This is a genomic window from Streptomyces sp. NPDC044921 (assembly GCF_056432865.1).
Genome location: NZ_JBWKIF010000010.1, coordinates 107,721 through 132,382, shown reverse-complemented (window position 1 = coordinate 132,382; position 24,662 = coordinate 107,721). Strand labels below are relative to the sequence as shown.

At 73.5% G+C, this 24,662-nt stretch carries 20 protein-coding genes and 1 pseudogene; 14 read left to right on the top strand and 7 right to left on the bottom strand.

The features are described from left to right. Nucleotides 1-211: 211 nt before the first annotated feature. The gene (locus AC07DA_RS17815) at nucleotides 212-1,012 is read left to right on the top strand and encodes a VOC family protein (RefSeq protein WP_479129094.1); all 801 of its coding nucleotides are present in this window, start codon (nucleotides 212-214) and stop codon (nucleotides 1,010-1,012) included. 34 nt (nucleotides 1,013-1,046) lie between these two features. Here the strand turns inward: AC07DA_RS17815 and AC07DA_RS17810 are convergent, their stop codons facing one another. Both AC07DA_RS17810 and AC07DA_RS17805 read right to left on the bottom strand, forming a co-directional pair. Then, nucleotides 1,047-2,087, bottom strand: coding sequence for a LacI family DNA-binding transcriptional regulator (locus tag AC07DA_RS17810; protein WP_479129093.1), 1,041 nt, complete (start codon nucleotides 2,085-2,087; stop codon nucleotides 1,047-1,049). Nucleotides 2,088-2,185: 98 nt separating this feature from the next. Further along, entirely contained in the window at nucleotides 2,186-3,184 is a 999-nt protein-coding gene (locus AC07DA_RS17805) for a multicopper oxidase domain-containing protein (RefSeq protein WP_479129092.1), read from the bottom strand. 189 nt (nucleotides 3,185-3,373) lie between these two features. Here AC07DA_RS17805 and AC07DA_RS17800 point away from each other — a divergent pair, with 189 nt between their 5' ends. Together AC07DA_RS17800 and AC07DA_RS17795 are read left to right on the top strand one after the other, a co-directional pair. Further along, nucleotides 3,374-5,851, top strand: coding sequence for a ThuA domain-containing protein (locus AC07DA_RS17800; RefSeq protein ID WP_479129091.1), 2,478 nt, complete (start codon nucleotides 3,374-3,376; stop codon nucleotides 5,849-5,851). A gap of 56 nt (nucleotides 5,852-5,907) precedes the next feature. Further along, on the top strand, nucleotides 5,908-8,049 hold the full coding sequence (locus tag AC07DA_RS17795) for an OmpL47-type beta-barrel domain-containing protein (protein ID WP_479129220.1): 2,142 nt from the start codon (nucleotides 5,908-5,910) through the stop codon (nucleotides 8,047-8,049). On the opposite strand, the gene ligD is transcribed toward AC07DA_RS17795, so the two are convergent. Next, entirely contained in the window at nucleotides 8,036-9,064 is a 1,029-nt protein-coding gene (gene ligD, locus AC07DA_RS17790; RefSeq protein WP_479129090.1) for a non-homologous end-joining DNA ligase, read from the bottom strand. The genes AC07DA_RS17795 and ligD overlap by 14 nt on opposite strands. Before the next feature lie 74 nt (nucleotides 9,065-9,138). On the opposite strand from ligD, the gene AC07DA_RS17785 reads away from it, so the two are divergent. After that, the gene (locus AC07DA_RS17785; protein WP_479129089.1) at nucleotides 9,139-10,203 is read left to right on the top strand and encodes an ATP-dependent DNA ligase; all 1,065 of its coding nucleotides are present in this window, start codon (nucleotides 9,139-9,141) and stop codon (nucleotides 10,201-10,203) included. A gap of 28 nt (nucleotides 10,204-10,231) precedes the next feature. Here the strand turns inward: AC07DA_RS17785 and AC07DA_RS17780 are convergent, their stop codons facing one another. Beyond that, complete coding sequence (locus AC07DA_RS17780; protein WP_479129088.1) at nucleotides 10,232-11,422, bottom strand: zinc-dependent alcohol dehydrogenase; 1,191 nt, start codon at nucleotides 11,420-11,422, stop codon at nucleotides 10,232-10,234. Between the two features lie 203 nt (nucleotides 11,423-11,625). Here AC07DA_RS17780 and AC07DA_RS17775 point away from each other — a divergent pair, with 203 nt between their 5' ends. Further along, nucleotides 11,626-12,606 carry a DUF3048 domain-containing protein gene (locus tag AC07DA_RS17775; RefSeq protein WP_479129087.1) on the top strand — a complete coding sequence of 327 codons (981 nt, stop codon included), beginning with the start codon at nucleotides 11,626-11,628 and terminating at the stop codon, nucleotides 12,604-12,606. Nucleotides 12,607-12,616: 10 nt separating this feature from the next. Here AC07DA_RS17775 and AC07DA_RS17770 read toward each other — a convergent pair whose 3' ends face one another. Next, nucleotides 12,617-13,081 (bottom strand): MarR family winged helix-turn-helix transcriptional regulator, encoded by a 465-nt coding sequence (locus tag AC07DA_RS17770; RefSeq protein WP_479129086.1) that lies wholly within the window; start codon nucleotides 13,079-13,081, stop codon nucleotides 12,617-12,619. A gap of 207 nt (nucleotides 13,082-13,288) precedes the next feature. Here AC07DA_RS17770 and AC07DA_RS17765 point away from each other — a divergent pair, with 207 nt between their 5' ends. The 6 genes from AC07DA_RS17765 (at nucleotide 13,289) to pcaDC (ending at nucleotide 18,611) form a co-directional block, all read left to right on the top strand. Continuing rightward, nucleotides 13,289-14,044 (top strand): CoA transferase subunit A, encoded by a 756-nt coding sequence (locus AC07DA_RS17765; protein ID WP_479129085.1) that lies wholly within the window; start codon nucleotides 13,289-13,291, stop codon nucleotides 14,042-14,044. Continuing rightward, complete coding sequence (locus tag AC07DA_RS17760) at nucleotides 14,044-14,688, top strand: 3-oxoacid CoA-transferase subunit B (RefSeq protein ID WP_479129084.1); 645 nt, start codon at nucleotides 14,044-14,046, stop codon at nucleotides 14,686-14,688. The genes AC07DA_RS17765 and AC07DA_RS17760 overlap by 1 nt, the downstream gene beginning before the upstream one ends. Nucleotides 14,689-14,815: 127 nt before the next feature. Further along, complete coding sequence (gene pcaH / locus AC07DA_RS17755; protein WP_479129083.1) at nucleotides 14,816-15,589, top strand: protocatechuate 3,4-dioxygenase subunit beta; 774 nt, start codon at nucleotides 14,816-14,818, stop codon at nucleotides 15,587-15,589. A 6-nt stretch (nucleotides 15,590-15,595) separates the two neighbouring features. Next, nucleotides 15,596-16,201 (top strand): protocatechuate 3,4-dioxygenase subunit alpha, encoded by a 606-nt coding sequence (gene pcaG / locus AC07DA_RS17750; RefSeq protein WP_479129082.1) that lies wholly within the window; start codon nucleotides 15,596-15,598, stop codon nucleotides 16,199-16,201. After that, nucleotides 16,198-17,493, top strand: a complete 1,296-nt coding sequence (gene pcaB, locus AC07DA_RS17745) for a 3-carboxy-cis,cis-muconate cycloisomerase (RefSeq protein WP_479129081.1) — start codon at nucleotides 16,198-16,200, stop codon at nucleotides 17,491-17,493. The genes pcaG and pcaB overlap by 4 nt, the downstream gene beginning before the upstream one ends. Continuing rightward, the gene (gene pcaDC / locus AC07DA_RS17740) at nucleotides 17,490-18,611 is read left to right on the top strand and encodes a bifunctional 3-oxoadipate enol-lactonase/4-carboxymuconolactone decarboxylase PcaDC (RefSeq protein ID WP_479129080.1); all 1,122 of its coding nucleotides are present in this window, start codon (nucleotides 17,490-17,492) and stop codon (nucleotides 18,609-18,611) included. Before pcaB ends, pcaDC begins: the two co-directional genes overlap by 4 nt. Nucleotides 18,612-18,767: 156 nt before the next feature. On the opposite strand, the gene AC07DA_RS17735 is transcribed toward pcaDC, so the two are convergent. Further along, entirely contained in the window at nucleotides 18,768-21,452 is a 2,685-nt protein-coding gene (locus tag AC07DA_RS17735; protein WP_479129079.1) for an ATP-binding protein, read from the bottom strand. Nucleotides 21,453-21,694: 242 nt separating this feature from the next. Here AC07DA_RS17735 and AC07DA_RS17730 point away from each other — a divergent pair, with 242 nt between their 5' ends. The 3 genes and pseudogenes from AC07DA_RS17730 (at nucleotide 21,695) to AC07DA_RS17720 (ending at nucleotide 23,730) form a co-directional block, all read left to right on the top strand. After that, the gene (locus AC07DA_RS17730; protein WP_479129078.1) at nucleotides 21,695-21,916 is read left to right on the top strand and encodes a hypothetical protein; all 222 of its coding nucleotides are present in this window, start codon (nucleotides 21,695-21,697) and stop codon (nucleotides 21,914-21,916) included. After that, nucleotides 21,913-22,047, top strand: a pseudogene (locus AC07DA_RS17725) (hypothetical protein); the annotation flags it as partial. The gene AC07DA_RS17730 and the pseudogene AC07DA_RS17725, both read left to right, overlap by 4 nt. Before the next feature lie 516 nt (nucleotides 22,048-22,563). Then, nucleotides 22,564-23,730, top strand: coding sequence for a hypothetical protein (locus AC07DA_RS17720; RefSeq protein ID WP_479129219.1), 1,167 nt, complete (start codon nucleotides 22,564-22,566; stop codon nucleotides 23,728-23,730). A 155-nt stretch (nucleotides 23,731-23,885) separates the two neighbouring features. Here AC07DA_RS17720 and AC07DA_RS17715 read toward each other — a convergent pair whose 3' ends face one another. Then, a complete protein-coding gene (locus AC07DA_RS17715; RefSeq protein WP_479129077.1) occupies nucleotides 23,886-24,494 on the bottom strand; it encodes a TetR/AcrR family transcriptional regulator in 609 nt (202 codons plus the stop codon). Nucleotides 24,495-24,662: the final 168 nt, after the last annotated feature.

Here is a 24,662-nt window from a genome sequence, read left to right as displayed (position 1 = left end):
GCCGGTGCAAAACGTTCGATCAACGCGGGATCAACACGTCATGCACGGGCCCGGGGCCGTGGTCGATCGTCGTCCACCGGACGCGCCGGCGCACGGCGGCGCGCGGAACCGGCCGGCAGGCGTCCGGCCGCGCGGCGGCGCGGCGCCCGCCCGCCCGCGGTGCGAGACTCGGCAGAGCGGACGAACGGGCCCCTGTGCGAGGAGGGCGAGGATGCTCACCACCCGGTATGTCACCGGCGCTCCGAACTGGATCGATCTCGGCACTCCCGACCGCGACGGCGCGACGGCCTTCTACGAAGCCCTGTTCGGCTGGCGGTTCCAGCCGGGCGGGCCCGAGGCCGGCGGGTACGGCCTCTTCCGGCTCGGCGACCGGGCAGTCGCCGGGGGCATGCGGACCACGCCGGAGCAGGGGCCGCCCTCCTGGACGGTGTACTTCCAGGCGCCGGACGCGGACGCCACGGCCGAGGCGGCCCGGCAGGCGCGCGGCTCGGTGCTGCTGCGGCCCATGGACGTCCAGGACCTGGGGCGGATGGCGATCCTCGCCGACCGGGCCGGGGTGCCCTTCGGCCTGTGGCAGCCGGGACGGACCCGGGGCCTGGACGTCGTCGGGGAACCCGGCTCGCTGTGCTGGGTCGAGCTGTACACGGCGGACGTCCCGGCCGCGGCCGCCTTCTACCACTCCGTGCTCGGCCTGGAGACGTACGGTGTCGACTTCTCCGGCGGCACCTACACCACGTTCGGCCCCGCCGGGGAGGGCGAGCAAGCCATGTTCGGCTCAGTCGTGCCCCTCGCCGACGACCCGGCCGAGCACGCGCCCCACTGGCTGCCGTACTTCGAGGTCGCCGACCCGGACACCGTCGCCGCGGTCGCCCAGGAGCGCGGCGGCACCGTGCGCGTCCCCGCCACGGACGTGCCGGGCGTCGGCCGCGTCGCCAAGCTCACCGACCCGTACGGCGCCCGCTTCGCGGTGATCCGCAGCGAGCCGCCGCAGAGCCGGGACCCGCAGGCCTAGGCCGGTCCCCGCCGCCCGGGCCGCGCCGCGCCTCCTAGGCCGATCCGCGCCGCACCAGCGTCGTCGGCAGGACGACGCTGGAGGGCGTGCCGGTGACGTCCTCGCCGCGGTGGCCGCGGTCCAGTCCGCGCAGCAGGAGGCGGGCCATCAGGCGGCCCATCTCCTCGATGTCCTGGCGGACCGTCGTCAGGGGCGGGTCGGTCTGCTCGGCGACGGGCTGCATGTCGTCGAAGCCGATGACGGCCACGTCGTCCGGCACGCGGCGGCCGGACTCGCGCAGGACGCGCAGGGCGCCGGAGGCCATGAGGTCGTTCGCGGCGAACACCGCGTCCACGTCGGGGCAGCGGTCGAGGAGTTCGCGCATCGCCCGCTCGCCCCCGGCCGGGGTGAAGTCCGCCTCGGCGATCAGCCGCGGGTCGGCGTCCGCCATGACGTCCCGGTAGCCGTCCAGCCGGTCCACCGCCGAGGTCTGGTCCAGGGCGCCGGTGAGGTGCGCGATCCGGGTGCGGCCGAGGCCGGCCAGGTGGCGGACGGCGTCGCGCGCGCCGCCGCGGTTGTCGCTGTCGACGTAGACCACGTCGCGGCGGTCGCCGCCGCTCCAGCCGGGCCGCCCGCCGAAGACGGTGGGGACACCGGCCCGCTGGATCAGCTCCGGCAGCGGGTCGTCGAGGTGCAGGGAGAACACGAGCGCCCCGTCGACGTGCCCGCCGGCGAGATAACGGCCGACTCTGGCGTGGTCGTCCCGGCCCTCCGTCAGGAGCAGCACGAGCTGGTTGTCGTGGGCCGTGAGCTCCTTGCTGATGCCGCGCAGCTGGAGCGCGAAGAACGGGTCGGCGAAGACGCGGCTCTCCGGTTCCGCGACGACGACGGCGACCGCGTCATGGCGCCGGGTCACCAGGGAGCGGGCGGCCTGGTTGGGCACGTAGCCGAGTTCTTCCACGGCCTTGCGGACCCGCTCGACGAGGTTGGCGCGCACGCCGTCCCCGCCGTTGACCACACGGGAGACGGTGGCCCGTGAGACACCGGCCCGGGCGGCCACGGCCTCCAGGGTGGGACGCGGCGCTGTGTCGGTCACTTCGGGGCTCCTCACCTGCGGCTGCGGATCAGGATAGCCCCGGGCCCGCCATCGGGTGAGAGCGCTCTCGTCTCCGCCGGGGAGCCGTCACGCGCCCGTCAGTGGTGGTGTCCGCCGTCCGCCGGTTCCCGCCCGTGCTGGTGCGACCCGTCACCGTGCTCGTGCGGTTCGTAGCCGGGGATGGTCCCGTCCGGCTTCTTCACCAGGAACAGTCCCACCATCCCCATGTCGGAGTGGCTCTGCACGTGGCAGTGGTACATCCAGGCGCCGGCGCCGACCCCCTCCCCCGCGATCACCTGGAAGCCGAAGGAGTCGGCCGGGCCGGTGATCTTGTTGTCGATGACCTGGCTCGGGTCGTCGGGGCCGGTCAGCATGCCGGTGCGGTTGTCCGCCCAGCGGTGACCGTGCATGTGGAACGTGTGGTAGAACTCGCCGTGCGTGATCACGACGAACTCGACCCGGTCCCCCACCGTGGCCTCGAAGTTCGGCCCGGAGTGCGGCGCCTTGTTGTTGATGCGCATGTCGTTGAAGACGACCGTGTGCGTGCGGTCCGGCAGCACGTCGCCCTTGCGGCGCACGATGACCGCCCCGAACAGGCCCTTCTGCAGCCCCACGGTGCCGTGGTCGGTGCCGACGACGTGGTCGTGGTAGTGCCAGTAGCCCGCGCTGCCCGCCCGCCAGGTGCCGTCCTTGCGGCGGCCCGGGGCGTGGGTGCGCCAGGTGTAGGTGCGGGTGCCGCCCGGCTCGACGTGACTGCGGTTCATCTTCGTGCCGTCGCTGGTGATCTCGTAGTCCAGTCCGTGCACGTGCAGGCTGACCGGCACGTCCATGGTGTTCTCGAACTCGACGTGCAGGGTGTCCCCTTCGTTGAGTTCGATCAGCGGGCCGGGGACGGTGGCCTTGCCCTTCTCCAGGCCGTAGCCCATCTGACCGTCCGCCAGCTTCTCGGCGTACATCCTGATGCGCTTCACCTCGCCCCCGGCGGGTGCCGTCTTGGCCGGCCCGTCGGCGCTGATGGCCTCCGGCGCCACGGACAACGATGTCGCGACGGCCGCGCCGCCCAGCAGCACGCGCCGGTTGAAGCTGCGTCTGTCCATGCGGAACTCCCCACCCTGGTAAGGCTTTCACGGAGGCGTACCTGTGATGAACCGGTGAGACGGTACCGGCCGCGCTCCCGTTTATCCACACTCAAGACAAAGTTGGTGCCATCCCGGTCATAGGTATTGGCGGGATGGGCAAAGGGGTTTAGCTTCCTTGGCGGTGTTGCCGCGACCGAGGAGGTGCCCATGCACTTACGAGGGCTGAGCAAGAGAAGACGCGTCTGGGCGGCCTCCTTGGCCGCCGGTGCCGTGACCGCCGGGTTGCTGTCGGGCCCCGCCGCGAGTGCGCGTCCCTATCCGGATCCATCCCTGACAACGATGTCGATCAAGTCGCCGCCGGGTGGCGCGAACGTGCGGGTGCTGGTCTTCCACGGTTCCGCCGCCGGGGAGGAGTCCCCGGTCGTGAACGCCGCGATCGAGGCCATCGAGGACATCGGGCTGACCGGCCCGGCGAACCGCCGCTTCAAGGTGCAGGCGACGGGCGACGCCTCGGTGTTCACCGACGGCACGCGGCTCGGCCGCTTCAACGCGGTCGTGTTCCTGACCGGCGGTGGCGACGTCCTGGACCCGGAGCAGGAGGCGGGCCTGGAGGCGTACATGGAGGCCGGCGGCGGGTTCCTCGGCATCCACGACGCGGCGCGGGCGGAGCCGTACTCGGACTGGTTCACCGGTCTGGTCGGGGCCCGTCCTGCCGCGTCGAGCCCCACGGCCGTGCAGCGGGCGACCGTGGAGGTCGGCGACCGCCGGCACCCGGCGACCAAGGACCTGCCGGTGCAGTGGAAGCGCCCGGACAGGTGGCTGAACTGGGTGAAGAACCCGTCGGGCGAGGTCCACACCGTGGCCCGGGTGCGGGAGTCGACGTACCAGCCGGGCGCGGGCGCCAACGGCTGGGACCACCCGGTCAGCTGGTGCCGGGACTACGACGGCGGCCGTTCCTTCTACACGGGCATGGGCGGCACGGTGTCGTCGTACGACGAGACCGACTTCCGGGCCCACCTGCGCGGCGCGCTCATGTGGACGACGCGGCTGGAGCAGGCCGACTGCAAGGCGGCCATCAACGCCAACTACGCGGCGGAGCGGCTGACCAAGCCCAACCAGCCGGGGCGGAACGACCAGATCGGTGAGCCGCACGGGCTGGTCACCGCGCCCGACGGCCGGGTCTTCTACATCGGCCGGGGCGGAGCCGACTCCTCGCAGCCGGTGATCACCGACTGGAACAACCCCGACATCGGCAAGGGCAAGGGCGAGATCCACGTCTACGACCCGAAGACCAAACAGGTCACCCTGGCCGGCGCGCTGACCGTCTTCGGCAACAAGGGCGGCGGCGACGAACTGGTCAAGGTCGAGGAGGGCCTGCTCGGCATCGAACTCGACCCGGAGTTCGCCCGGAACGGGTGGGTGTACCTGCACTACACGCCGCACGAGCGGATCAACCGCGAGACGCGCATGGCGGAGCGGCGGGTCTCCCGGTTCACGCTCGACCAGGCCACCGACAAGCTGGACCTCGCCAGTGAGAAGGTCCTGCTGAAGTGGCCGGTGCAGATCCACAGTTGCTGCCACGCGGGCGGCGGGATGGCCTGGGACTCCAAGGGCAACCTGTACATCGCCACCGGGGACAACAACTCCAGCGGCTTCAGCGGCGGTTACTCGGGCAACAACCCCGAACCGAACTACAAGGGCGTCTCGTTCGCGGACGCGCGTCGCACGGCCGGCAACACCAACAACCTCAACGGCAAGATCCTGCGCATCCACCCGGAGCCGGACGGCACGTACACGCTGCCCGAGGGCAACCTCTTCACGGGCAAGGAGACCGACGAGGGCGGCGGCAAGACGCGCGGCGAGATCTATGTGATGGGCGTGCGCAACCCGGCGCGCATCTTCGTCGACAAGTCGACCGACGTGCTCTACGCGGGCTGGGTCGGACCGGACGCGGGCTCGCCCTCGACGACCTGGGGCCCGGCCAAGTACGACACGTTCGCCGCCATCACGAAGGCGGGCAACCGCGGCTGGCCGTACTGCATGGGCAACAAGCAGCCCTACCGGGACCGCAACCTGCCGGACCCGTCCAAGCCGCTGGGCTGGTACGACTGCGACCACCCGAAGAACGAGTCGCCGAACAACGACGGCCTGGTCAACCTGCCGCCGGTGACCGGCAACAACATCTGGTACTCGCCCTCGGGCGGCGCGCCGGACTACCCGCGGAACGCGAACGGGGTCCCCTCCTACAAGCCGGAGGAGGCCACGTACAAGCTGCCCTGGCTCAAGGGCGGCGGCCAGGCGGCCATGAACGGGCCGGTGTACCGGTCCGACGCGGTCGCGGCCGACAGCACCGTCAAGTGGCCGGCCTACTGGGACGGCAAGTGGTTCGTCGGCGACTTCTACGACGCCGACCAGCCGCGCCACGCGGTGCTGATGGACCCGAAGACGCAAGGAGACGGCGGTCTGCCGGTGCACGCGGAGTCGCTGAAGAAGATCGTGCCGATCGGCAACGACGGCATCAGGAACCTGATGGACTGGAAGTTCGGCCCCGACGGCGCGCTGTACGTCCTCGACTACGGCCGCGGCTTCTTCACCTCGGACTCCAAGTCGGCCCTGTGGCGGGTCGTCTACAAGGGCGGCGGGCCGACCCCGGCCGCCGGTCAGCTGGCGAGGGGGACCGAGTGACACGGCATCTGGCGCACCGAAGAATCTGGGCCGCCCTGCTGGCCGCCCTGCTCGTGATGCTCGGCGTGCAGGCGATGCCCGCCGCCGGGCAGGCACAGGCGCCGGCCGCCGAACAGGTGCTCACCTGGACGGCCGGCAACGACATCGACAAGTACCTGTCGGCGCCGAAGACGGCGGTCGCCGGCCAGGCCACCATCGTCTTCGAGAACAGCGCGGCCACCGGCAACACCACGGGCATGCCGCACACGCTGACGTTCGTGACCAGCGACCCCGAGTTCAACAGCGACGTGCAGCTCAACATCCTGGCCAACCCGAACGACGCCCAGGGCGGCAAGCACACCGCCCAGGTCACGCTCACGCCGGGCCGGTACTTCTACCACTGCACCATCCCCGGCCACGGCCAGATGCAGGGCATCCTCACGGTGACCGAGGGCACGGGTGAGGACACCACGGCGCCCGAGGCGTCGGCGCACGTCAGCGGCACGCAGAACACGCAGGGCCAGTACGTCGGCTCCGCGAGCGTGGCGCTGCACGCCACCGACGAGGGCGGCTCGGGTCTGGACCGGATCGAGTACGCGCTCGGCGACGCGGGTGCCTGGCAGCCCTATACCACGCCCGTGGTGGTCGACCAGGTCGGTGACCACACGGTCCGCTACCGGGCGTTCGACAAGGCGGGCAACGTCTCCGCCGAGAAGAGCACCCGGTTCACGGTCGTGGCACCGCAGTCGGACGACACCACCGCGCCGGAGACCTCGGCGACGGTGACCGGCGAGCGGAACGCGGACGGGGCGTACATCGACATGGCGACGGTCACCGTCTCCGCGTCCGACACCGGCTCCGGGGTCAACACGATCGAGTACGCGATCGGCTCCGGTGCCTGGCAGCCGTACACCGCGCCCGTGATGGTGCACCAGGTGGGCGAGCACACCATCCGCTACCGCGCCACCGACAAGGCGGGCAACGTGGCGGCGGAGAAGAACGTGCGGTTCACGGTCGCCGCGGCGCCGCCGCAGGACACCACCCCGCCGGTGACGGGCGTGACCGTGGAGGGCACGAGGAACTCCGACGGGGCGTACGTCAACAGCGCCCGGGTGACCGTCACGGCGACCGACGCGCACGGTTCGGGCGTCGAGCGGATCGAGTACTCGCTCGACGGCGGGCCGTACCTGGCCTACTCGGCGCCGGTGGTGGTGGACCGGGCCGGTGCGCACACCGTGGCGTACCGGGCGACCGACAAGGCCGGCAACACCTCGGCGGCCCGCACGGTGACCTTCACGGTCGTCTCCGGCGGGGTGCCGGCGCCCGACTGCCCGGAGTACGACGAGCGGCTGACGGTGTTCGTCGGCACGGTCGACTCAGGGGTGCGCAACCGGGTGACCGACAACCGGTGCCGGATCGGCGAGCTGATCGAGGACGAGAAGGAGTGGACGTCCCACGCGCTGTTCCTCAAGCACGTCACGTCCGTCCTGGACGCCCTGCTGAAGGAAGGCGTGATCGACCAGCGCGAGTACAACGCCGTCCGCAAGGCCGCCCGCCAGTCGGGCATCGGCAGGCCGGGGCAGACCGAGGGCTACCGGGCGATCTTCGACGGCAGCGCGGAGTCCCTGGCCAAGTGGCAGCACGTGGGCGGCGGTTCGTTCGGGCTGAACCCGGACGGGACGATCACCTCCAGCACCACGACGCCGGGCATGGGCATGCTGTGGTTCCCGCAGCGCAAGTACGGCGACTTCTCGCTGAAGCTCCAGTGGCGTGACGACGCGCCCGGCACGGGCAACGCCAACTCGGGCGTCTTCGTCCGCTTCCCGTGGGTCCACGACCACCCCGAGGAGTCCCGGCCCGAGTGGGTCGCCATCAAGTACGGGCACGAGGTGCAGGTGCTCGACCGGCCCGACGGCGACATGTACAAGACGGGCTCGATCTACGGTTTCGACCGCGTGGGCCTGGCCGGTGCGGGCGTGACGCAGAAGGGCACCTGGAACGACTACGAGATCCGGGTGGAGGGCCAGCACTACTCGGTCTTCCGCAACGGCGTGCTGATCAACGAGTTCGACAACACCGGCGGCCAGGAGTTCACTCCCCCGCGCTCGGACGACCCGGGCACGGACGGGCGGCGCTTCGCCTCCGGCTACATCGGGCTCCAGGTGCACGGCACGACGGACGTGGTCTCGTTCCGCGACATCCGGATCAAGGAGTTGTAGGAGGCGCCTGTTTGCGGGCCCTGCTCGGCTGTACCCGTCTGGGCTCCCCCGGCATCTTCGGATACTCGGGCGGGTACGGCAGGTCGCCAAGACCGTGGTCGTGCTCGTCGCGGCGGGCGAGGTCGAGCAGGGCTTCCAGGGAATAGCGATGGTCGTCCATGTCCGCGTGCACATCGCCCAGTTCGGCGAAGCGCGCGGGCATGGTCGCGAGGTCGAAGTCCCGCGGGTGCGCGACCCCGACCTCCTCCCAGCGCAGGGGCGCGGAGACGGGGGCGTGCGGGCGGGGCCGTACCGAGTAGGCGGAGGCGATGGTGCGGTCGCGGGCCGTCTGGTTGTAGTCGAGGAAGATGCGCTCGCCGCGCTCCTCCTTCCACCACTTGATGGTGACCCGCTCCGGCATCCGCCGCTCCATCTCCCGGCCGACGGCGATGGCGGCGCGCCGGACCTGGGTGAAGGTCCAGCGCGGCTCGATGGGCACGAACACGTGCAGGCCCCGGCCGCCCGAGGTCTTGGGGAAGCCGCGCAGTCCGCCGAACTCGTCCAGCACGGCCCGTAGTTCGTGGGCGGCGCGGGCGGCGTCGTCGTAGTCGGTGCCGGGCTGCGGGTCGAGGTCGATGCGCAGTTCGTCGGGGCGGTCGACGTCGTCGCGGCGGACCGGCCAGGGGTGGAAGGTGAGCGTGCCGAACTGGGCGGCCCACACCACCGCGCCGACCTCGGTGGGGCACATCTCGTCGGCGCTGCGGCCGCTGGGGAAGGTGATGTGCGCGGTCGGGATCCAGTCGGGCATGTTCTTCGGCGCCCGCTTCTGGAAGAAGTTCTCACCGGCCACGCCCTCGGGGTAGCGCTCCAGGGTGGTCGGCCGGTCGCGCAGGGCGCGCAGGATGCCGGGGCCGACGGCGATGTAGTAGCGGGCGAGGTCCAGCTTGGTGAAACCGCGCTCCGGGAAGAAGACCTTGTCCGGGCTGGACAGCCGCACGGTCCGGCCGTCCACCTCCAGTTCCACCGCGTCACCCATGTCCGTCACGGTAGGCGTAGCCCGCGCACCTCGCATATCGGGCGCACCGGACCGTAGGGGCGCAGAATCGAGCCATGGATCTGCCGGTGATGCCCCCTGTCCTGCCGATGCTCGCCAAGTCCGTGGCGGCGATCCCCGCGGGCATGCACTACGAGGCGAAGTGGGACGGCTTCCGGGCGATCGTGTTCCGCGACGGGGACGAGGTGGAGCTCGGGAGCCGGAACGGCAAGCCGTTGACCAGGTACTTCCCCGAGCTCGTGGGGGCCGCGCGGGAGCGGCTGCCCGAGCGGTGCGTGGTGGACGGGGAGATCGTGATCGCGCGCGAGGGGCACCTGGACTTCGACGCGCTGACGGAGCGGATCCACCCGGCGGACTCACGGGTACGGACCCTGGCCGAGCGGACACCGGCCTCGCTCGTCGTGTTCGACCTGCTGGCGCTCGGGGACGAGTCGCTGATGAACGCCCCGCTGACCGAGCGGCGCGAGCGGCTGAGTGAGGCGCTGTCCGGGGTGACGGCGCCGGTGCACCTCGCGCCGGCGACCACGGACATCGACGTGGCGCGGCAGTGGTTCGAGCAGTACGAGGGGGCGGGTCTGGACGGGGTCGTCGCCAAGCCGCCCACGGGGCGCTACCGTCCGGACGAACGGGCCATGTTCAAGATCAAGCACGAGCGGACGGCGGACGTCGTCGTGGCCGGGTACCGGCTGCACAAGAGCGGCCCCGTCGTGGGCTCCCTCCTGCTCGGCCTGTACGACGACCGGGGCACGCTGCAGCACGTGGGCGTGTCCGCCGCCTTCACGATGAGGCGGCGGGCGGAGCTGGTCGAGGAGCTGGAGCCGCTGCGCATGGACGACGTCTCCGGGCACCCCTGGGCGGCCTGGTCGGAGGAGGCCGCCCACGAGTCGGCGCGGCTGCCGGGGGCACCGAGCCGCTGGTCGGGCCGGAAGGACCTGTCGTGGGTGCCGCTCAGGCCGGAGCGGGTGGCCGAGGTGGCGTACGACCACATGGAGAACGGGCAGCGCTTCCGGCACACGGCCCGCTTCCGCCGCTGGCGCCCGGACCGGATCCCCTCCAGTTGCACGTACGCGCAGCTGGAGGAGCCGGTCCGCTACGACCTGGCGGAGATCCTCGGCGCCTGACGACGGGCCCCGCGGCGGTCGGGGCCGCTCAGGGCTGCATGAGGACCTTGACCGCGCCGTCCTGCTTGCGCTGGAACATCTCGTACGCCTGCGGCGCCTGGGACAGCGGCACCCGGTGGGTGGCGAAGTCGTCCACGCCGAGGGGGTCCTCGTCGGTCAGGTACGGGATGATCTCGTCGGTCCAGCGGCGGACGTTGGCCTGGCCCATCCGCATCTGCACCTGCTTGTCGAACAGCGTGAGCATCGGCATCGGGTCGGCCATGCCGCCGTAGACGCCGGAGAGCGAGATGGTGCCGCCGCGGCGTACCAGGTCGATGGCCGTGTAGAGCGCGGCGAGCCGGTCGACGCTGAAGCGCTCGGACATCGGGCCGCTCAGCTTGCGCGGCAGCACCGCGGCGGTGTTCTGCATCAGACGGGCCGCCGCGCTGCCGTGGGCCTCGGTGCCGACCGCGTCGATCACGGCGTCGGGGCCGCGGCCGTCGGTCTCGTCGCGGATCGCGGCGACGAGTTCCTTCTCGTTGTCGAAGGACCGCAGGTCGTAGGTCTCCACGCCCCGCGCGCGGGCCCGGGCCAGCCGCTCCGGGACGAGGTCGACGCCGAACACCCGCCCGGCGCCCTTCACCTGGGCGACCCGGCAGGCCATGTCGCCGATGGGTCCGAGGCCGAGCACGGCGATGCTGCCGCCCTGCGGGACGTCGGCGTAGGCGACGGCCTGCCAGGCGGTGGGCAGCACGTCGGAGAGGTAGACGAAGCGGTCGTCGGGCGGGCCCTCGGGGACCTTGATCGGGCCGAACTGGGCCTGCGGCACGCGCAGGTACTCGGCCTGGGCGCCCGGCACCGCGCCGTACAGGCGGGTGTAGCCGAACAGGGCGGCGCCCATGCCCTCGCCGTGCACCTGGGTGGTCTCGCACTGGGTGGGCAGGCCGGTCAGGCACATCCAGCAGGTGCCGCAGGCGATCTGGAACGGGACGACGACCCGGTCCCCGACCTGGAGGTCCGGGACGCCCGCGCCGACCTCCTCGACGATGCCCATCGGTTCGTGGCCGAGGATGTCGCCCGGGGTCATGAACGGCGTGAGCACCTCGTACAGGTGCAGGTCGGATCCGCACAGACCGCTGGAGGTGATGCGGATGATCGCGTCCGTGGGTTCCCGGATGCTCGGATCGGGCACGTTCTCCACCCGCACGTCCCGTTTGCCCTGCCAGGTCACTGCCCTCATCGCTGCGCGCTCCCTCCGTCGGCGTGCGCGTCGGTCGGTCGGCGGGGTCCGGGTACCCGGGCGCCCCGCGCTGAACCTTTGCGCCGATCGACGGACGGGAGCGGACACCAGCCCGTCAACAAGGATCAGGTCTGGCCGTAGATGGTCAGATAAGCGCACAATCGAGACACATCGACGACAGGGGCGCGGTGGCGACGGTGGGCATGGGACGAGGGGCGCGCGGACGGCGCGCCACGACGACGGCGACGCTGCTGGCCGTCACGGTGACGGCCGCCCTGGCGTCGGGATGCACCGGCGGGGGCGCCACCCCCGACGACGGGCGGGGGTCCTCCAGCGCCTCGCAGCGGGGGACCTCGCCGTCGGCGGCCGGGCCCTCCGCGCTCGCCGTCAAGCTCGACAACGCCGGCTCCGCCCGTCCGCACACGGGCGTCGACGCCGCGGACGTGGTGTACGTGGAGCAGGTCGAGGGCGGTCTGAGCCGGCTGATGGCGGTGTACGCGACGCGGCTGCCGGAGGCCGTCGGCCCGGTGCGCAGCGCCCGCGAGTCCGACCTGGAGCTGCTGCGCCAGTTCCACCGGCCCACGCTGGTGTTCTCCGGCGCGCAGAGGAAGCTCCTGCCGCTGATCGACCGTGCGCCGCTGCGGGCGGTGACCCCGTCCGACGCCCCCGGGGCGTTCTACCGCGGCAGTGACCGGACCGCCCCGCACAACCTCTACGTGCGGCCCGGGCGGCTCGCCCCCGAGGCCCCGGGCCGGGCGGCCCTGACCACCGGCTTCCGCTACGGCCCCGCCCCGGCCGGCGGCACGGCGACGGCCTCGCGGACCGTGCGCTACCCGGCGGCCCGCTTCACCTTCACCTGGTCCGACGCCCGCGACCGCTGGCTGGTCGGCATGGACGGCGCCCCCGCCACGACGGCGGACGGCGCGCGGATGACGGCGGCGACCGTCGTCGTGCAGTACGTGAAGGTCCGCGAGTCCGGCTTCCGGGACTTCCTCGGCAACAACTCGCCGTACACCGAGACGGTCGGCTCCGGGAAGGCGACCGTGCTGCGCGACGGACGGGCCTGGGACGTGGCCTGGAAGCGCGCGAAGGCCACGGACGGGACCGCGTTCGCCGACGGCGACGGCTTCCCGGTGAACTTCGCGCGGGGCCAGGTCTGGGTGGTGTACGCCAACGCCTCCTGACCGGCCGCCCTCAGCGGGGCACGGCCAGGGGCTCCTCCGGGTGGCGCAGGCCCTCGGCCGCGTCCGCCACCCGCCGGATGAGGTCGAGGAACACCGTCCGCTCGTCGGCGGTGAGCGGGGCGAGGAAGACCTGGTTCATCCGGGCGGTGCGCACGGTCAGCCTGCGGTGCGTGCGCGCCCCCGCCTCCGTCAGGCGCAGCAGGGCGCGGCGGCCGTCCTGGGGGTCGCGGACCTTGTCGAGCAGTCCGCGCCGGCTGAGCCGGCTGACCACCTCGGCGACCGTGGACCGGTCGAGCCCCACCCGCTCCCCCACCGTGCGCTGGTCCAGGCCGGGCTCGTCGACGAGCGTGTTGAGGACCGCGTACTGGGGCGAGGTGATCTCCTCCGAGACCATCGTGTTCCACAGCAGGTAGTGCGCCTGCTGCAGCCGCCGGGCCAGGTGCCCGGGGTGGGTGGTGAGGTCCGCCGCCGCCATAGTGCACCCCTCGGTCGATTCGTTGGTGCACTGAACGATAGTCGACGACCGCAGAGCCGTCTGCCGCCCACGAGGGGGACGGTGGGCCGTACTTCGAGGTCTTGACGCCCTTCGCGTTCCGGTGGCAGCGTGAGGGCCGGCTCGCCGAAATGCTCAGTGCCCTGACTAACGGGGTCGGGTGCGCGCGGAAGAGATGGGGCTTTCCGGATGGACAAGGTGGTCGCCACGGCCCGGGAGGCGGTGGCCGACGTGCCGGACGGCGCGTCGCTCGCGGTGGGCGGTTTCGGGCTCAGCGGGGTGCCGAACGTGCTGATCCAGGCGCTGTACGAGCGTCAGGTGTCCGGCCTGTCGGTGGTCTCCAACAACTGCGGGGCCATGGAGTCCGGGCTCGCCGTCCTGCTGGCCGCCGGCCGGATCGCCCGGGTGACGGGCTCCTACATCGGCGCGAACAAGGAGTTCGCCCGGCAGTACCTCGCCGGGGAGCTGGAGGTCGAGCTGATCCCGCAGGGGACGCTCGCCGAGCGGCTGCGGGCCGGAGGCGCCGGGATCCCCGCCTTCTACACGCCCGCCGGGGTGGGCACCCAGGTCGCCGACGGCGGGCTGCCGTGGCGCTACGACGGGCAGGGCGGCATCGCGCTGGCGTCACCGCCCAAGGAGGTCCGCGAGTTCGACGGCACGGAGTACGTGCTGGAGCGCGGCATCCGCACCGACTTCGCCCTGGTCCGCGCCGCCCGGGGCGACCGGCACGGCAACCTGGTCTTCAACAAGTCCGCCCGGAACTTCAACCCGCTGGCCGCGATGGCCGGGCGGGTGACGATCGCCGAGGTGGAGGAGCTCGTGGAGGTCGGCGCGATCGACCCGGACGCCGTGCACCTGCCGGGCATCTTCGTGCAGCGGGTGCTGGCGCTCACCCCGGAGCAGGCGGCGGACAAGAGGATCGAGCAGCGGACGGTGAGGTCCTGATGGCCTGGACGCGTGCGGAGATGGCCGCGCGGGCGGCGCGCGAGCTGCGGGACGGCCAGTACGTCAATCTCGGCATCGGCCTGCCCACGCTGATCCCCAACCACCTGCCCGAGGGCGTCGAGGTCGTCCTCGAATCGGAGAACGGCATCCTCGGCACCGGGCCCTATCCCACCGAGGACGCCGTCGACCCGGACCTGATCAACGCCGGGAAGGAGACGGTGACGGTCCTGCCGGGTGCCTCCTTCTTCGACTCCGCGCTGTCCTTCTCGATGATCCGGGGCGGGCACATCGACGTCGCCGTGCTGGGCGCGATGCAGGTGTCGGAGCGGGGCGACCTCGCCAACTGGGCCGTGCCCGGCAAGCTGGTCACCGGCATCGGCGGGGCGATGGACCTGGTGCACGGCGCGCGGACGGTCGTGGTCGTCATGACGCACACCGCGAAGGACGGCTCGCCCAAGATCCTGCCCGAGTGCACGCTGCCGCTGACCGGCAAGGGCTGCGTGAACCGGATCATCACCGACCTCGGCGTCCTCGACGTCACCGCCGAAGGGCTCGTCCTGGCCGAGACCGCGCCGGGGGTGAGCGCCGGCGACGTCGCCGCCCGGACCTCCGCCGCACTCACCGTCCCGGAGGGCCTGACGTGAAGGACGTCCACGTCGCCGACGCGGTCCGCACGCGGCGATCCGCGCGGCCGCGGGCCGTCCGCGGCCGGTCGCGCCGTTCCCCGCGCCCCTTCGGGCGGCCCTCCGAAAGAACCTTCCAGGGGACCTCATGACTCTCACCCAGCACGACATCGACCAGGAGATCGCGGCCGAACGCGCCGCCTACGCCAAGCGGCTCGCCGACGGAGGCCCCGTCGAGCACCAGCCGCGCCGCGACTACGCGCCGTACCGCTCCTCGGTACTCCGCCACCCCAAGCAGCCGCCGGTCACCATCGACGTGAGCGAGGACCCGGAGATGGTGGAACTGGGCTCCCCGGCCTTCGGTGAACGGGACATCACCGAGACCGACAACGACCTCACCCGGCAGCACACCGGCGAGCCGATCGGTGAGCGCATCACCGTCTCCGGCCGGGTGCTCGACCGGGACGGCCGCCCGGTGCGCGGTCAGCTCGTGGAGATCTGGCAGGCCAACGCGGCGGGCCGCTACGTCCATCAGCGCGAGCAGCACGACGCCCCGCTGGACCCGAACTTCACCGGTGTGGGCCGCACCCTCACCGACGACCAGGGCCGCTACCACTTCACCACCATCCAGCCCGGCCCCTACCCGTGGCGCCAGCACCTCAACGCCTGGCGGCCGGCGCACATCCACTTCTCGCTCTTCGGCACGGCCTTCACCCAGCGCCTGGTGACGCAGATGTACTTCCCGAGCGACCCACTGTTCCCCTACGACCCGATCATCCAGTCGGTGACGGACGACGCGGCCCGGCAGCGGCTGGTCGCGACGTACGACCACAGCCTGTCGGTGCCGGAGTTCTCGATGGGCTACCACTGGGACATCGTGCTGGACGGCCCGCGAGCCACCTGGCTCGAAGAGGGGCGCTGAGCTGCCGTGACGAGGACCGACACGAGCCGCCCCAAGAGCGTGCTGCCCACCCCCTCGCACACCGTCGGGCCCTTCTACGGCCACGCCCTGCCGTTCCGCGGCGGCGAGGACATCGCGCCCGCCGGGCACCCGGACACGATCACCGTGCACGGGTACGTCACCGACGGCGCGGGCGCGCCGCTGCCGGACGCGCTGATCGAGTTGTGGGGTCCTCACCCGCGGGGCGACCTGCCCACGGCCGACGGCTCGATGCGGCGCGACCCGGCCTCGGGCGGCTTCCTGGGCCGCAACGGCGTGGAGTTCACGGGGTGGGGCCGCGTCCAGACCGACGCGAACGGCCACTGGTACGCGCGGACGCTGCGGCCCGGAGCGCGTGGACGGCACGCCCCGTACCTCAGCGTGTGCGTCTTCGCGCGCGGACTCCTGGTGCACCTGTACACCCGGATCTACCTGCCGGGCGACGCCGCCGTCCTCGCGGCCGATCCGCTGCTGTCCCGGGTGCCCGACGGGCGGCGCGACACGCTGATCGCCGCGCGGGAACCGGACGGCACGTACCGTTTCGACATCCGCCTTCAGGGCGAAGGCGAGACGGTCTTCCTGGAGTTCCAGTGACATCTCCCTCCGGCGATCCCGGCCTGCTCGCCCCCGGGTGGGCCGACTCGCCGGTCGCGGCCGCGACCGGCGACGACGCGTACCTGCGGGCCCTGCTCGACGCGGAGGCCGCGCTGACCCGGGCCCAGGCGGCGCTGGGCCTGGCTCCGGCCGAGGCGGCCGCGGCGGTGACCGGGGCGGCGCGCTCCGGCGCCTTCGACGCCCGGTCGCTGGCCGTGCGGGCACGGGCCGGCGGCAACCCGGTCATCCCCCTCGTCGCCGATCTCACCAAGGCCGTCGGCGAACCGTACGGCCCGTACGTCCACCGGGGTGCGACCAGCCAGGACGTCCTGGACACCGCGGCCATGCTGGTGGCGGCGCGCGCCCTGGAGCTCGTCCTGGCCGATCTCGGCCGCACCGCCGAGGCCCTGGCCCGGCTGGCCGCCGAGCACCGTGACACGGCGCTGCCCGGGCGGACGCTCACGCAGCACGCCGTGCCGACCACGTTCGGGCTCAAGGCCGCGGGATGGCGGTCGCTGGTGCTCGACGCGCGGGACCGGGTGCGGGCGGTGCGGGACGCGCTGCCGGTGCAACTCGGGGGCGCGGCGGGTACGTTGGCGGCCTTCGGCGCGTACGGCGCGGCCGACCCGGCCGCGCTGCCGGCGGCGTACGCCCGCGAACTCGGCCTGCGGGCGCCGGACCTGCCCTGGCACACGCTGCGGACGCCGGTCGCGGACCTGGCCGGGTGCCTGGCCTTCACCGCGGGTGCCCTCGGCAAGATGGCCGTGGACGTCCTCACGCTGTCGCGCACCGAGATCGCCGAGGTGGCCGAGGGCAGCGGCGGTGGTTCGTCCGCGATGCCGCACAAGGCGAATCCGGTACGGTCCACCCTCGTCGTGGCCGCCGCGCGGCGGGCGCCGCAGCTCGCGGCCACGCTGTACGGGTCGATGGCCGCGGAGGACGAACGCCCGGCCGGGGCCTGGCACGCCGAGTGGGAACCACTGCGGGACCTGCTGCGGCTGGCCGGCGGGGCCGCCCGGGACGCCGCCGAGCTGGCCGGGGGGCTGCGGGTCAGGCCGGAAGCCATGCGTGCCCACCTGGATCTGACCGGCGGGGCGATCGTCTCCGAGCGGCTGTCCGCCGAACTGGCCGAGGTCCTGGGCCGCGCCCGGGCCAGGCAGCTCCTCACCCGCCTGGCCGCCGGGGGGCGCCCGCTCGCCGACGCGCCGGAGCTCGCGGGCGCCGACCTCGACCCCACCCACTACACCGGCTCCGCCGGAGCCCTCACCGACCGTGCGCTGGAGCGACGTTGACCCTGCTGCATCACCGTGCCGAAGGCCCCGCCTGCGCTCCCCCGCTGCTGCTCGGACCCTCGCTCGGCACCTCGTACGCCCTGTGGGACGGGGTGGCGCCCGAGCTGTCGACCACCCATCGCGTGGTCCGCTGGGACCTGCCGGGGCACGGCGGTTCGGCGGCTGGGCTCCTCACGGCGGGCGCCACCGTCGGCGATTTGGCCGGCCTGGTGCTGGCGCTCGCCGACGCGCTCGGCATCGAGCGGTTCGCCTACGCGGGGGTGTCACTGGGCGGAGCCGTGGGCCTGCACCTCGCGGTGCACCACCCCGAACGGCTGGTCTCGCTGGCCGTGATCTGCTCGTCGGCACACTTCAACGGGCGCGGGCCGTGGGAGGAACGGGCCGCGCGGGTGCGGCGCGACGGGCTGGCCGAACTGGCGGACGGCGCCGACGCGCGCTGGTTCACGGGCGGTTTCACCGTGCCGGAGCTGGTGGCCGACCACCGCCGGGCCGACCCGGAGGCGTACGCCGCCTGCTGTGACGCCCTCGCCGCGTTCGACCTGCGGGACCGGCTGCCGGAGATCGGCGTGCCGACCCTGCTGGTCGCCGGCCGCGACGATCCGGCGACGCCGCCCGCGCACCTGCGGGAGATCGCCGACGCCGTGCCGGGCGCGGCACTGGTGGAGATCCCGGGAGCCTCGCACCTGGCGCCCGCGCAGTGCCCGCAGGCGGTACTGGCCGCGCTGCGGTCCCACCTCGGGCCGCCCGCCGGGCGGGGCGTGGAGGTGCGGCGCGAGGTGCTCGGCGACCATCACGTGGACCGGGCGCAGCAGCGGCAGACGCCCTTCACCGCGCGGTTCCAGGACTTCATCTCCCGCTACGCCTGGGGCGAGATCTGGACCGATCCGACGCTGTCGCGCCGCGAGCGCAGCATGATCACCCTGACCGCGCTGGTCGCGCACGGCCACCACGACGAGCTGGCGATGCACGTCCGGGCGGCCCGCCGCAACGGCCTCACGGCCGAGGAGATCGGCGCGGTGCTGCTGCAGACGGCGGTGTACTGCGGGGTGCCGGCGGCGAACGCGGCGTTCGCGACGGCCCAGCGGGTGCTGGCGGAGGAGGACGGCACGGGAGGGTGACCCTGCCGGTCGTACGCTCGGCAGCCGCTCACCCCCGGGCCGGCCGGCGCGCCTGCCACGGCGCCGTGTCCACGAGGCGGCGTACGAACCCCGCGGGACCCGGCCGGCGGCGGTTACGGACAGCTGGCCCGCGTCTGGGTCACCGGGGCGCGCGACTCACCGGGGGGCGGCGCCCGCCGCCAGTTCCGCGCGCGCCCGGTCCGCGAGTCCGTCCGCGCCGCAGGAGACCGCCAGGTCCAGGCCGCGCCGCAGGTCGGCCGCCGAACGGGCCGCGATGCCGTACTCGATCCGGGCCGCCGCGTGCTCGTACTGGCAGGGCGAGGCCTCCAGGTAGGTGACGGCCCGGGCCAGGAGCCGGACCGCGCGCTGGCCGGTCTCCAGGGCGGCGGCGCAGCGCAGGGCCTCTCCTATGGCGGTGTCCGTGCCGAAGCGCTCGGCCTGGCGGCGGACGTCGACGGCCAGCCGGGCGGCGCGGGCCGGGTCCTCGGTGCTCAGGGCGCGGGCGAGGTCCGTCGCCCAGGGGACGAGCACCGGGTTGTGGTGGCCCCGGGCCGCCGCGGCCTTCTCGGCGGCCTCCAGTTCGTTGATGCCGTCCTTGGTCCGGCCGACGGCCAGCAGCAGCCGGCCGCGCACCGACCGCGGGTCGGGCAGCACGATCGTGGACGGGTAGGGCGGGGCGAAGCCGTACCGCTCGGCGACGTCCCACGCCTCCTCGACGCGGCCGCGGGCCAGGAGCGTGTCGACGAGGTTGCAGGTCGCGGACCAGTACAGGGGCAGGCCGCGGCCGACGCGCTCGGCGACGCGCAGCGACTCGCGCAGGGACGCCTCGGCCTCCGTCAGACGACCGCGCCTGCGGTGGCCGAGCCCGACGTAGGCGTGGGCCAGGGCGAGGTGGCCGCCGCTCCAGCCGGCCGTCTCGTAGGCGCGCAGGGCTTCGTTGTACAGGGCCTCGGCGCGGTCGAGGCGGTCGGTGAAGGCGTACGCGTTGGCCAGCATCAGCAGCAGTTCGATGCCCCACTCGGTGTCGGTCCAGCCCAGTCCCGGGGCCAGGCGGCCGTTGACCAGGGCGCGGTCGCACAGCTCGGCGACCTCCTCGGCGTTCTCGCCGTGCATCAGGGCGTCGAAGCCGCGCAGGATGAGCAGCGCGCGTTCGGAGTTGTCCCGGCCGGTGCAGGTGCGCGCGAGGTCGGCCAGGCGCTCGGAGCGGCCGGGTGAGCTGGCCTCGCCGGCGTGGAGGCTCTCCCACATGAACTGGACGGCCTGAAGCCGCATCCGGGCGGGGCCGGGCCCGAGCCGGGAGGCCTCCGCCTCGACCGTGCGGACCGCCTCCTCCAGCTGGTCGTTGTGCAGGAGCGCCTGGGAGAGCCGGAAGACGGCGTCCACGCGCTGGTCGCCGTCGAGACCGGGCATGGCGAGCGCCGTGCGCAGGTGGCCGATCGTGCGGGCGGGCGCGGTGAGGAAGGTGGCCTCGGCCAGTTCGTAGAGCACGTGCGGGTGGGACTCGGGCCGGGGCGGTTCCTTCAGGGCCCGTTCCAGGCAGCGGCGGGCGGCGTCCGGGGCGCCGACGGCGAGGTGCTCGCGGGCGGCCTCGCGCAACTGCCCGACCAGTTCCTCGTCGTCGTCCGGGTGGACCTCCAGCAGGTGCCGGGCGGCGGCCGCCGCGCCCTTGCCCTCGTCGGTGACGATGCGGGCGGCGATGCCGTGCATGGCGGTGCGCAGGGCGTCGGGGATGGAGTTGTAGACGGCGGTGGCGATGAGCGGGTGGACGAACTCCAGGTCGCCCTCGGTGCCGCGGCCGGTGGCGGGGTCCGGTGCGGTGAGGATGCGGGCGGTGCGCAGCAGTTCGGCGCAGCGGCGGGCGTCCGCGGGCTTGAGGGTGGCGAGTTTGGCGACCAGGCCGACGGAGATGCCGGTGCCGAGGATGGCGGCGGCCCAGGCGAACCGGGTGGCGTCGATGCCCAGTTCCTCCAGGCGGGCGACGAGGCCGCCGCCCCGGGCCGAGCGGTTCAGTTCGCGCAGTTCCCCGGCCCGGGCCTCGACCGGTTCGAGTTCGCTGTCCTGTACCCGGGCGAGGAGTTCGACGGTCTCGTAGGGGTTGCCGGCGGTGACGGCCCAGACCTTGCGGCAGAACGCGGCGTCCGCGTGCCGGCCGAGGGTGGCGCGGGTGAGTCCGGCCGTGGCGTCCGGGGTGAGGGCGCTCAGGGTGGTCACGGGGCCGTCGGCGGCGGCCGCGACGGCGTCGAGGTGGCGGGCGCTCGCGCCGGGGAGGTCGCCCGGGCGGCGGGCGACCACGACCAGGACGGACATCTCGTCGAGGCGTTCGGCCAGCCCGGCGAGCCAGTGCAGGGTCTCCTGATCGGCCCAGTGGGCGTCGTCGATCAGCAGGACCAGCGGCCAGTCCCGCTGGGAGAGCCGCCGCACGGCGGCGACCAGACCGTCGCACACGCCCTGCGGGTCGGCCTGCCGGTCACCGGGGTCCGCTATGCCGAGGGCGGGTCCGGCGATGTCGTACCAGTCGCCGAGGTACTCGCGGGCCTCCTCCGGCAGCATCGACACCAGGGCCGGCTGCAGCAACTGCCGTACCACGTTGAAGGGGACCGACCGGAGCGTCTCGCCGCCGCGGGCCGACCAGACCGTGCAGCCGCGCGCCTCGGCGATGCGGCGGGTTTCGGCCAGCAGCGCGGTCTTGCCGAGTCCGGCCTCGCCGCAGAAGACCAGCAGTCCTCCGGTGGAGGAGCGGTCCGCGCACAGGCTGTCGACCGCCCGTGTGACGGCGGCGACTTCCTCGTCGCGCTCCCACAGGGAAGCCGAGGCGGCGGCCGTGGGCCGTACCTCCGTCATCCCGCTACCTCCCCAAGTCGCCCGAACGACGTACAGACGTCGAGCGTAGCCGTCCGGCTGCCCGAGTGGAGGATGGTCGGGACACCTGTTGCCGTGACGGGTGACACGCGGTACGGCCGGACGACGCAACCGGGCCGTCACCAGCCGCCTTCGGGTCAACACCCTGCAATTGCACGGGAGCTGACGCTCACTCACCAAGGCGCGCGCACACGCCGGTCCGGCGGGCGCTGGTCGCCGGGTCGGTGGGCCACCTCATCGAGTACTACGGGTTCGGCGTCTACGGCCACTTCGCGACGATCACCGCGGCGCGGTTCCTCACGCCGGACGGCGGCAGTGGGGTCGAGGGACCGGTGACGGCACGGGCCGAGTTCGCGTTCGCGTGGTTCCTCCGGCCGGGCGGGGCGGCGCTTTTCGGCCGTTCGGCGACCGGTCTTCCTGACGGTCCACGACTGCTGCTGGAATGATCGGGTCCGGCTCCTCTCATGCCTCTTTCACCGACGCCTCATACGGTGGGGGCATGACGCGCGAGACTCCTGCCGGGTGGTACCCGGACCCCGGACAGACAGCGGACGGCCCCGCCACCGAGCGCTGGTGGGACGGCAAGGCCTGGACGCCCTACATCCGCCCGAAGGAGCACGAGGGGTCCGCAGGCCCCGCGACGCCGGAACAGCAGAGCGAGGAGAGCCCGGCGGGGGCGGCGGGCGGGGCACCTGACGGGGCCGCGGCCCGCGCGGCAGACCCCGGCGGTGCGGGGGAACCCGGCAGTGCGGCAACCCCGATACCAGGTTCGGATCCCCGCACGACCGAACCCCGAGCCACGGCGGCCGACGGGAACACGGCCCGTGTCCAGGAGCCCGACGGCGCGCCGGGATCCGGCGGGGCGCAGGGACCCGTCGGGGCGCAGGGACCCGGCAGCGCACAGGAACCCGGCGGCGCGAGGGAACCCGGCAGCGCACAGGAACCCGGCGAGGCGAGGGAATCCGGCGGCGCGCAGGGACCCGGCGGCGTGGCCGGGGCGGTGCCGGTGGCTGGTCCTTCCGCAGGGGGGCCGGTCGCCGCGGCGGGGGCGGTCCCGGCGGCGAGTTCGGCCCCCGCAGGGGATGCCGCCTCCATGTCGGAGGCGGATCCCGCAGGGGAGCAGGGCTTCGCCGGGGCTTCCACGTCCGCGGCGGAACGGACTCCCGCGGCGGATGCCGCTCCCGCGCCCGGGCACGCTCCCGCAGCAAGTCCCACCGGCGACGGGGCGCCCGCCGCGGACAGCCACTCCTCCCCCGCCGCCCCCACGGCGCCCGACGGCGCCCCGGCGGCAGCGGGAACTGCCGTCCATCCGTCCGGCGCGGCCGGGCACCCGGGCGGGCACCCGGGCGGTCACCCCGCCGGTGTCGGCCCGTTCGGCCATGCCGCGGACCCCGGTTACCCGGGTGCTCCCGCATACCCCGGCGGCGCCCTCCCCTATCCCGGCGCCCCCGCCTACCCCACCGCGTCCCCTCCCTCCCCCCGGGCCCGGCGGCTGCGGGCCGGTGTCGCCGTCGGGGCCGCCGTCGTGGTGCTCGCCGGGATAGGTGTGGGGGTGTACGCGCTGACCGACAACGGCGGCGGTTCCGCCACGTCGCAGGCGCCGGGTGGTCCGGGCGGTCCGTTCGGCGGGTCCGGCGGGTCGGGCGGAGACAGCGGCTCCGGAGGCTCCGGGGGCGACGGCGGGTCCGGCGGGCAGAGTCCGCGGCCCGACCGGTCCGAGCCGCCCAGGATCAGGAGCGGCTCGGTGACCGACCCGGTCAGCGGGATCAGCCTGCCGATCCCGCGGGGGTGGTACGGGCAGCAGGGACAGGCCGGTGCGCAGGTGACGTCCGAGGACTCCTACCGGTGCCCCGGTGACACCGCCTCCACCTGTACCAAGGGCGGCGCCTACTCCGCACCCGCCCTCGCCCTCGGCGCCAAGGGCAGCACCCCCGAGGAGATCGCCAAGGCCGACATCGCGGCGAACGCCGAGGAGTCCTACGGCGGCAAGGCCTACGGCGGGATCACCTCCCACGACGTGCTGGCCTCGAAGGCCGTGACCGTGGCCGGCCAGAAGGGCTACCTGGTCCGCTGGAAGGCCGTCACGAGCAAGGGCGCCGACGGCATCGTCGAGTCGCTCGCGTTCCCCTCCCCCGCGAACGCCAAGCTGATGGTCGTGGTCCGGTTCGGCGTCGACGCCGACCAGGAGGAGTCCGTCCTGGACGAGATCACCCGCGGCATCAAGGTGTCGACGGGCCGGGGCAACGGCCAGGACGTCTGACCCGGCGCCCACCGCCGCGGCCCGGTCGGCCGAGTGGGGCGCCCCCGCCGCTCACAGGGGCACCCCACCCGGCCGGGGGGTGCGCGCCGCCCCCGTCCCCACGGGTCGGCGCGGTCGGGTCACCGTCCGGTCATCCGCGGACGGCGGCCCGGGTCTCAGGTCAGGTCCAGGGCCGGCAGCACCGCGGCCTCCACGAAACGCACGAGGTAGTCCGGATCGGCGGGCCGGCCCTCCAGGACCGGTCGCAGCCGCAGCACACCCAGCATCTGCGCCGGGAGGTAGGGCAGCGCCGGGTGGCCGGCCGGCACTTCCCCCCGCTCGACCCCGCGCCGGACGATCTCCTTCAGCGCGGCGATCTCCGGTTCCACCACCGCCTCGCGCAGCGCGCACTGCAGTTCCTGATCCTGCGTGGCGGCGTGGGCGAGCGCGTGCAGCAGCTTGGTGTCGCGGCCCGACAGGTCGCCGAGCGCCCGGGCGGCCTCGCGCAGGTCCCCGGCGAGCGAGCCGGTGTCGACGCAGCGCGTCCGCCGGTGCGACCGCAGCGCCGCCGCGACGAACTGCGGCTTGGTCTTCCACTGGCGGTAGAGCGTGGACTTGCTGCAGCGGGTGGTGGCGGCGATCCCCTCCATGGTCAGGGAGTCGTAGCCGCACTCGCGGAGCTGTTCCAGCACGGCGTCGAAGAACTCCCGCTCACGCTCCGGCGTGATCTTGGAGCGGCGCGAAGTGCCGACCTGCTCGGGTCGGTCCGCGGCCTGCGACGTCATGGGCGTGTGCTCCCGGCTCTCCTCGGCGGCCGGGGCTGTTCCCGGCCGGTGCTGTGTCCAACGTCCATCGATACGCCAGTGTACCGGTACACGACCGTATCGGTACACTGACGTATCGGTACGCACTCGTACCGATAACAGCACCACCGTCACCGAAGGGGCCGGGGG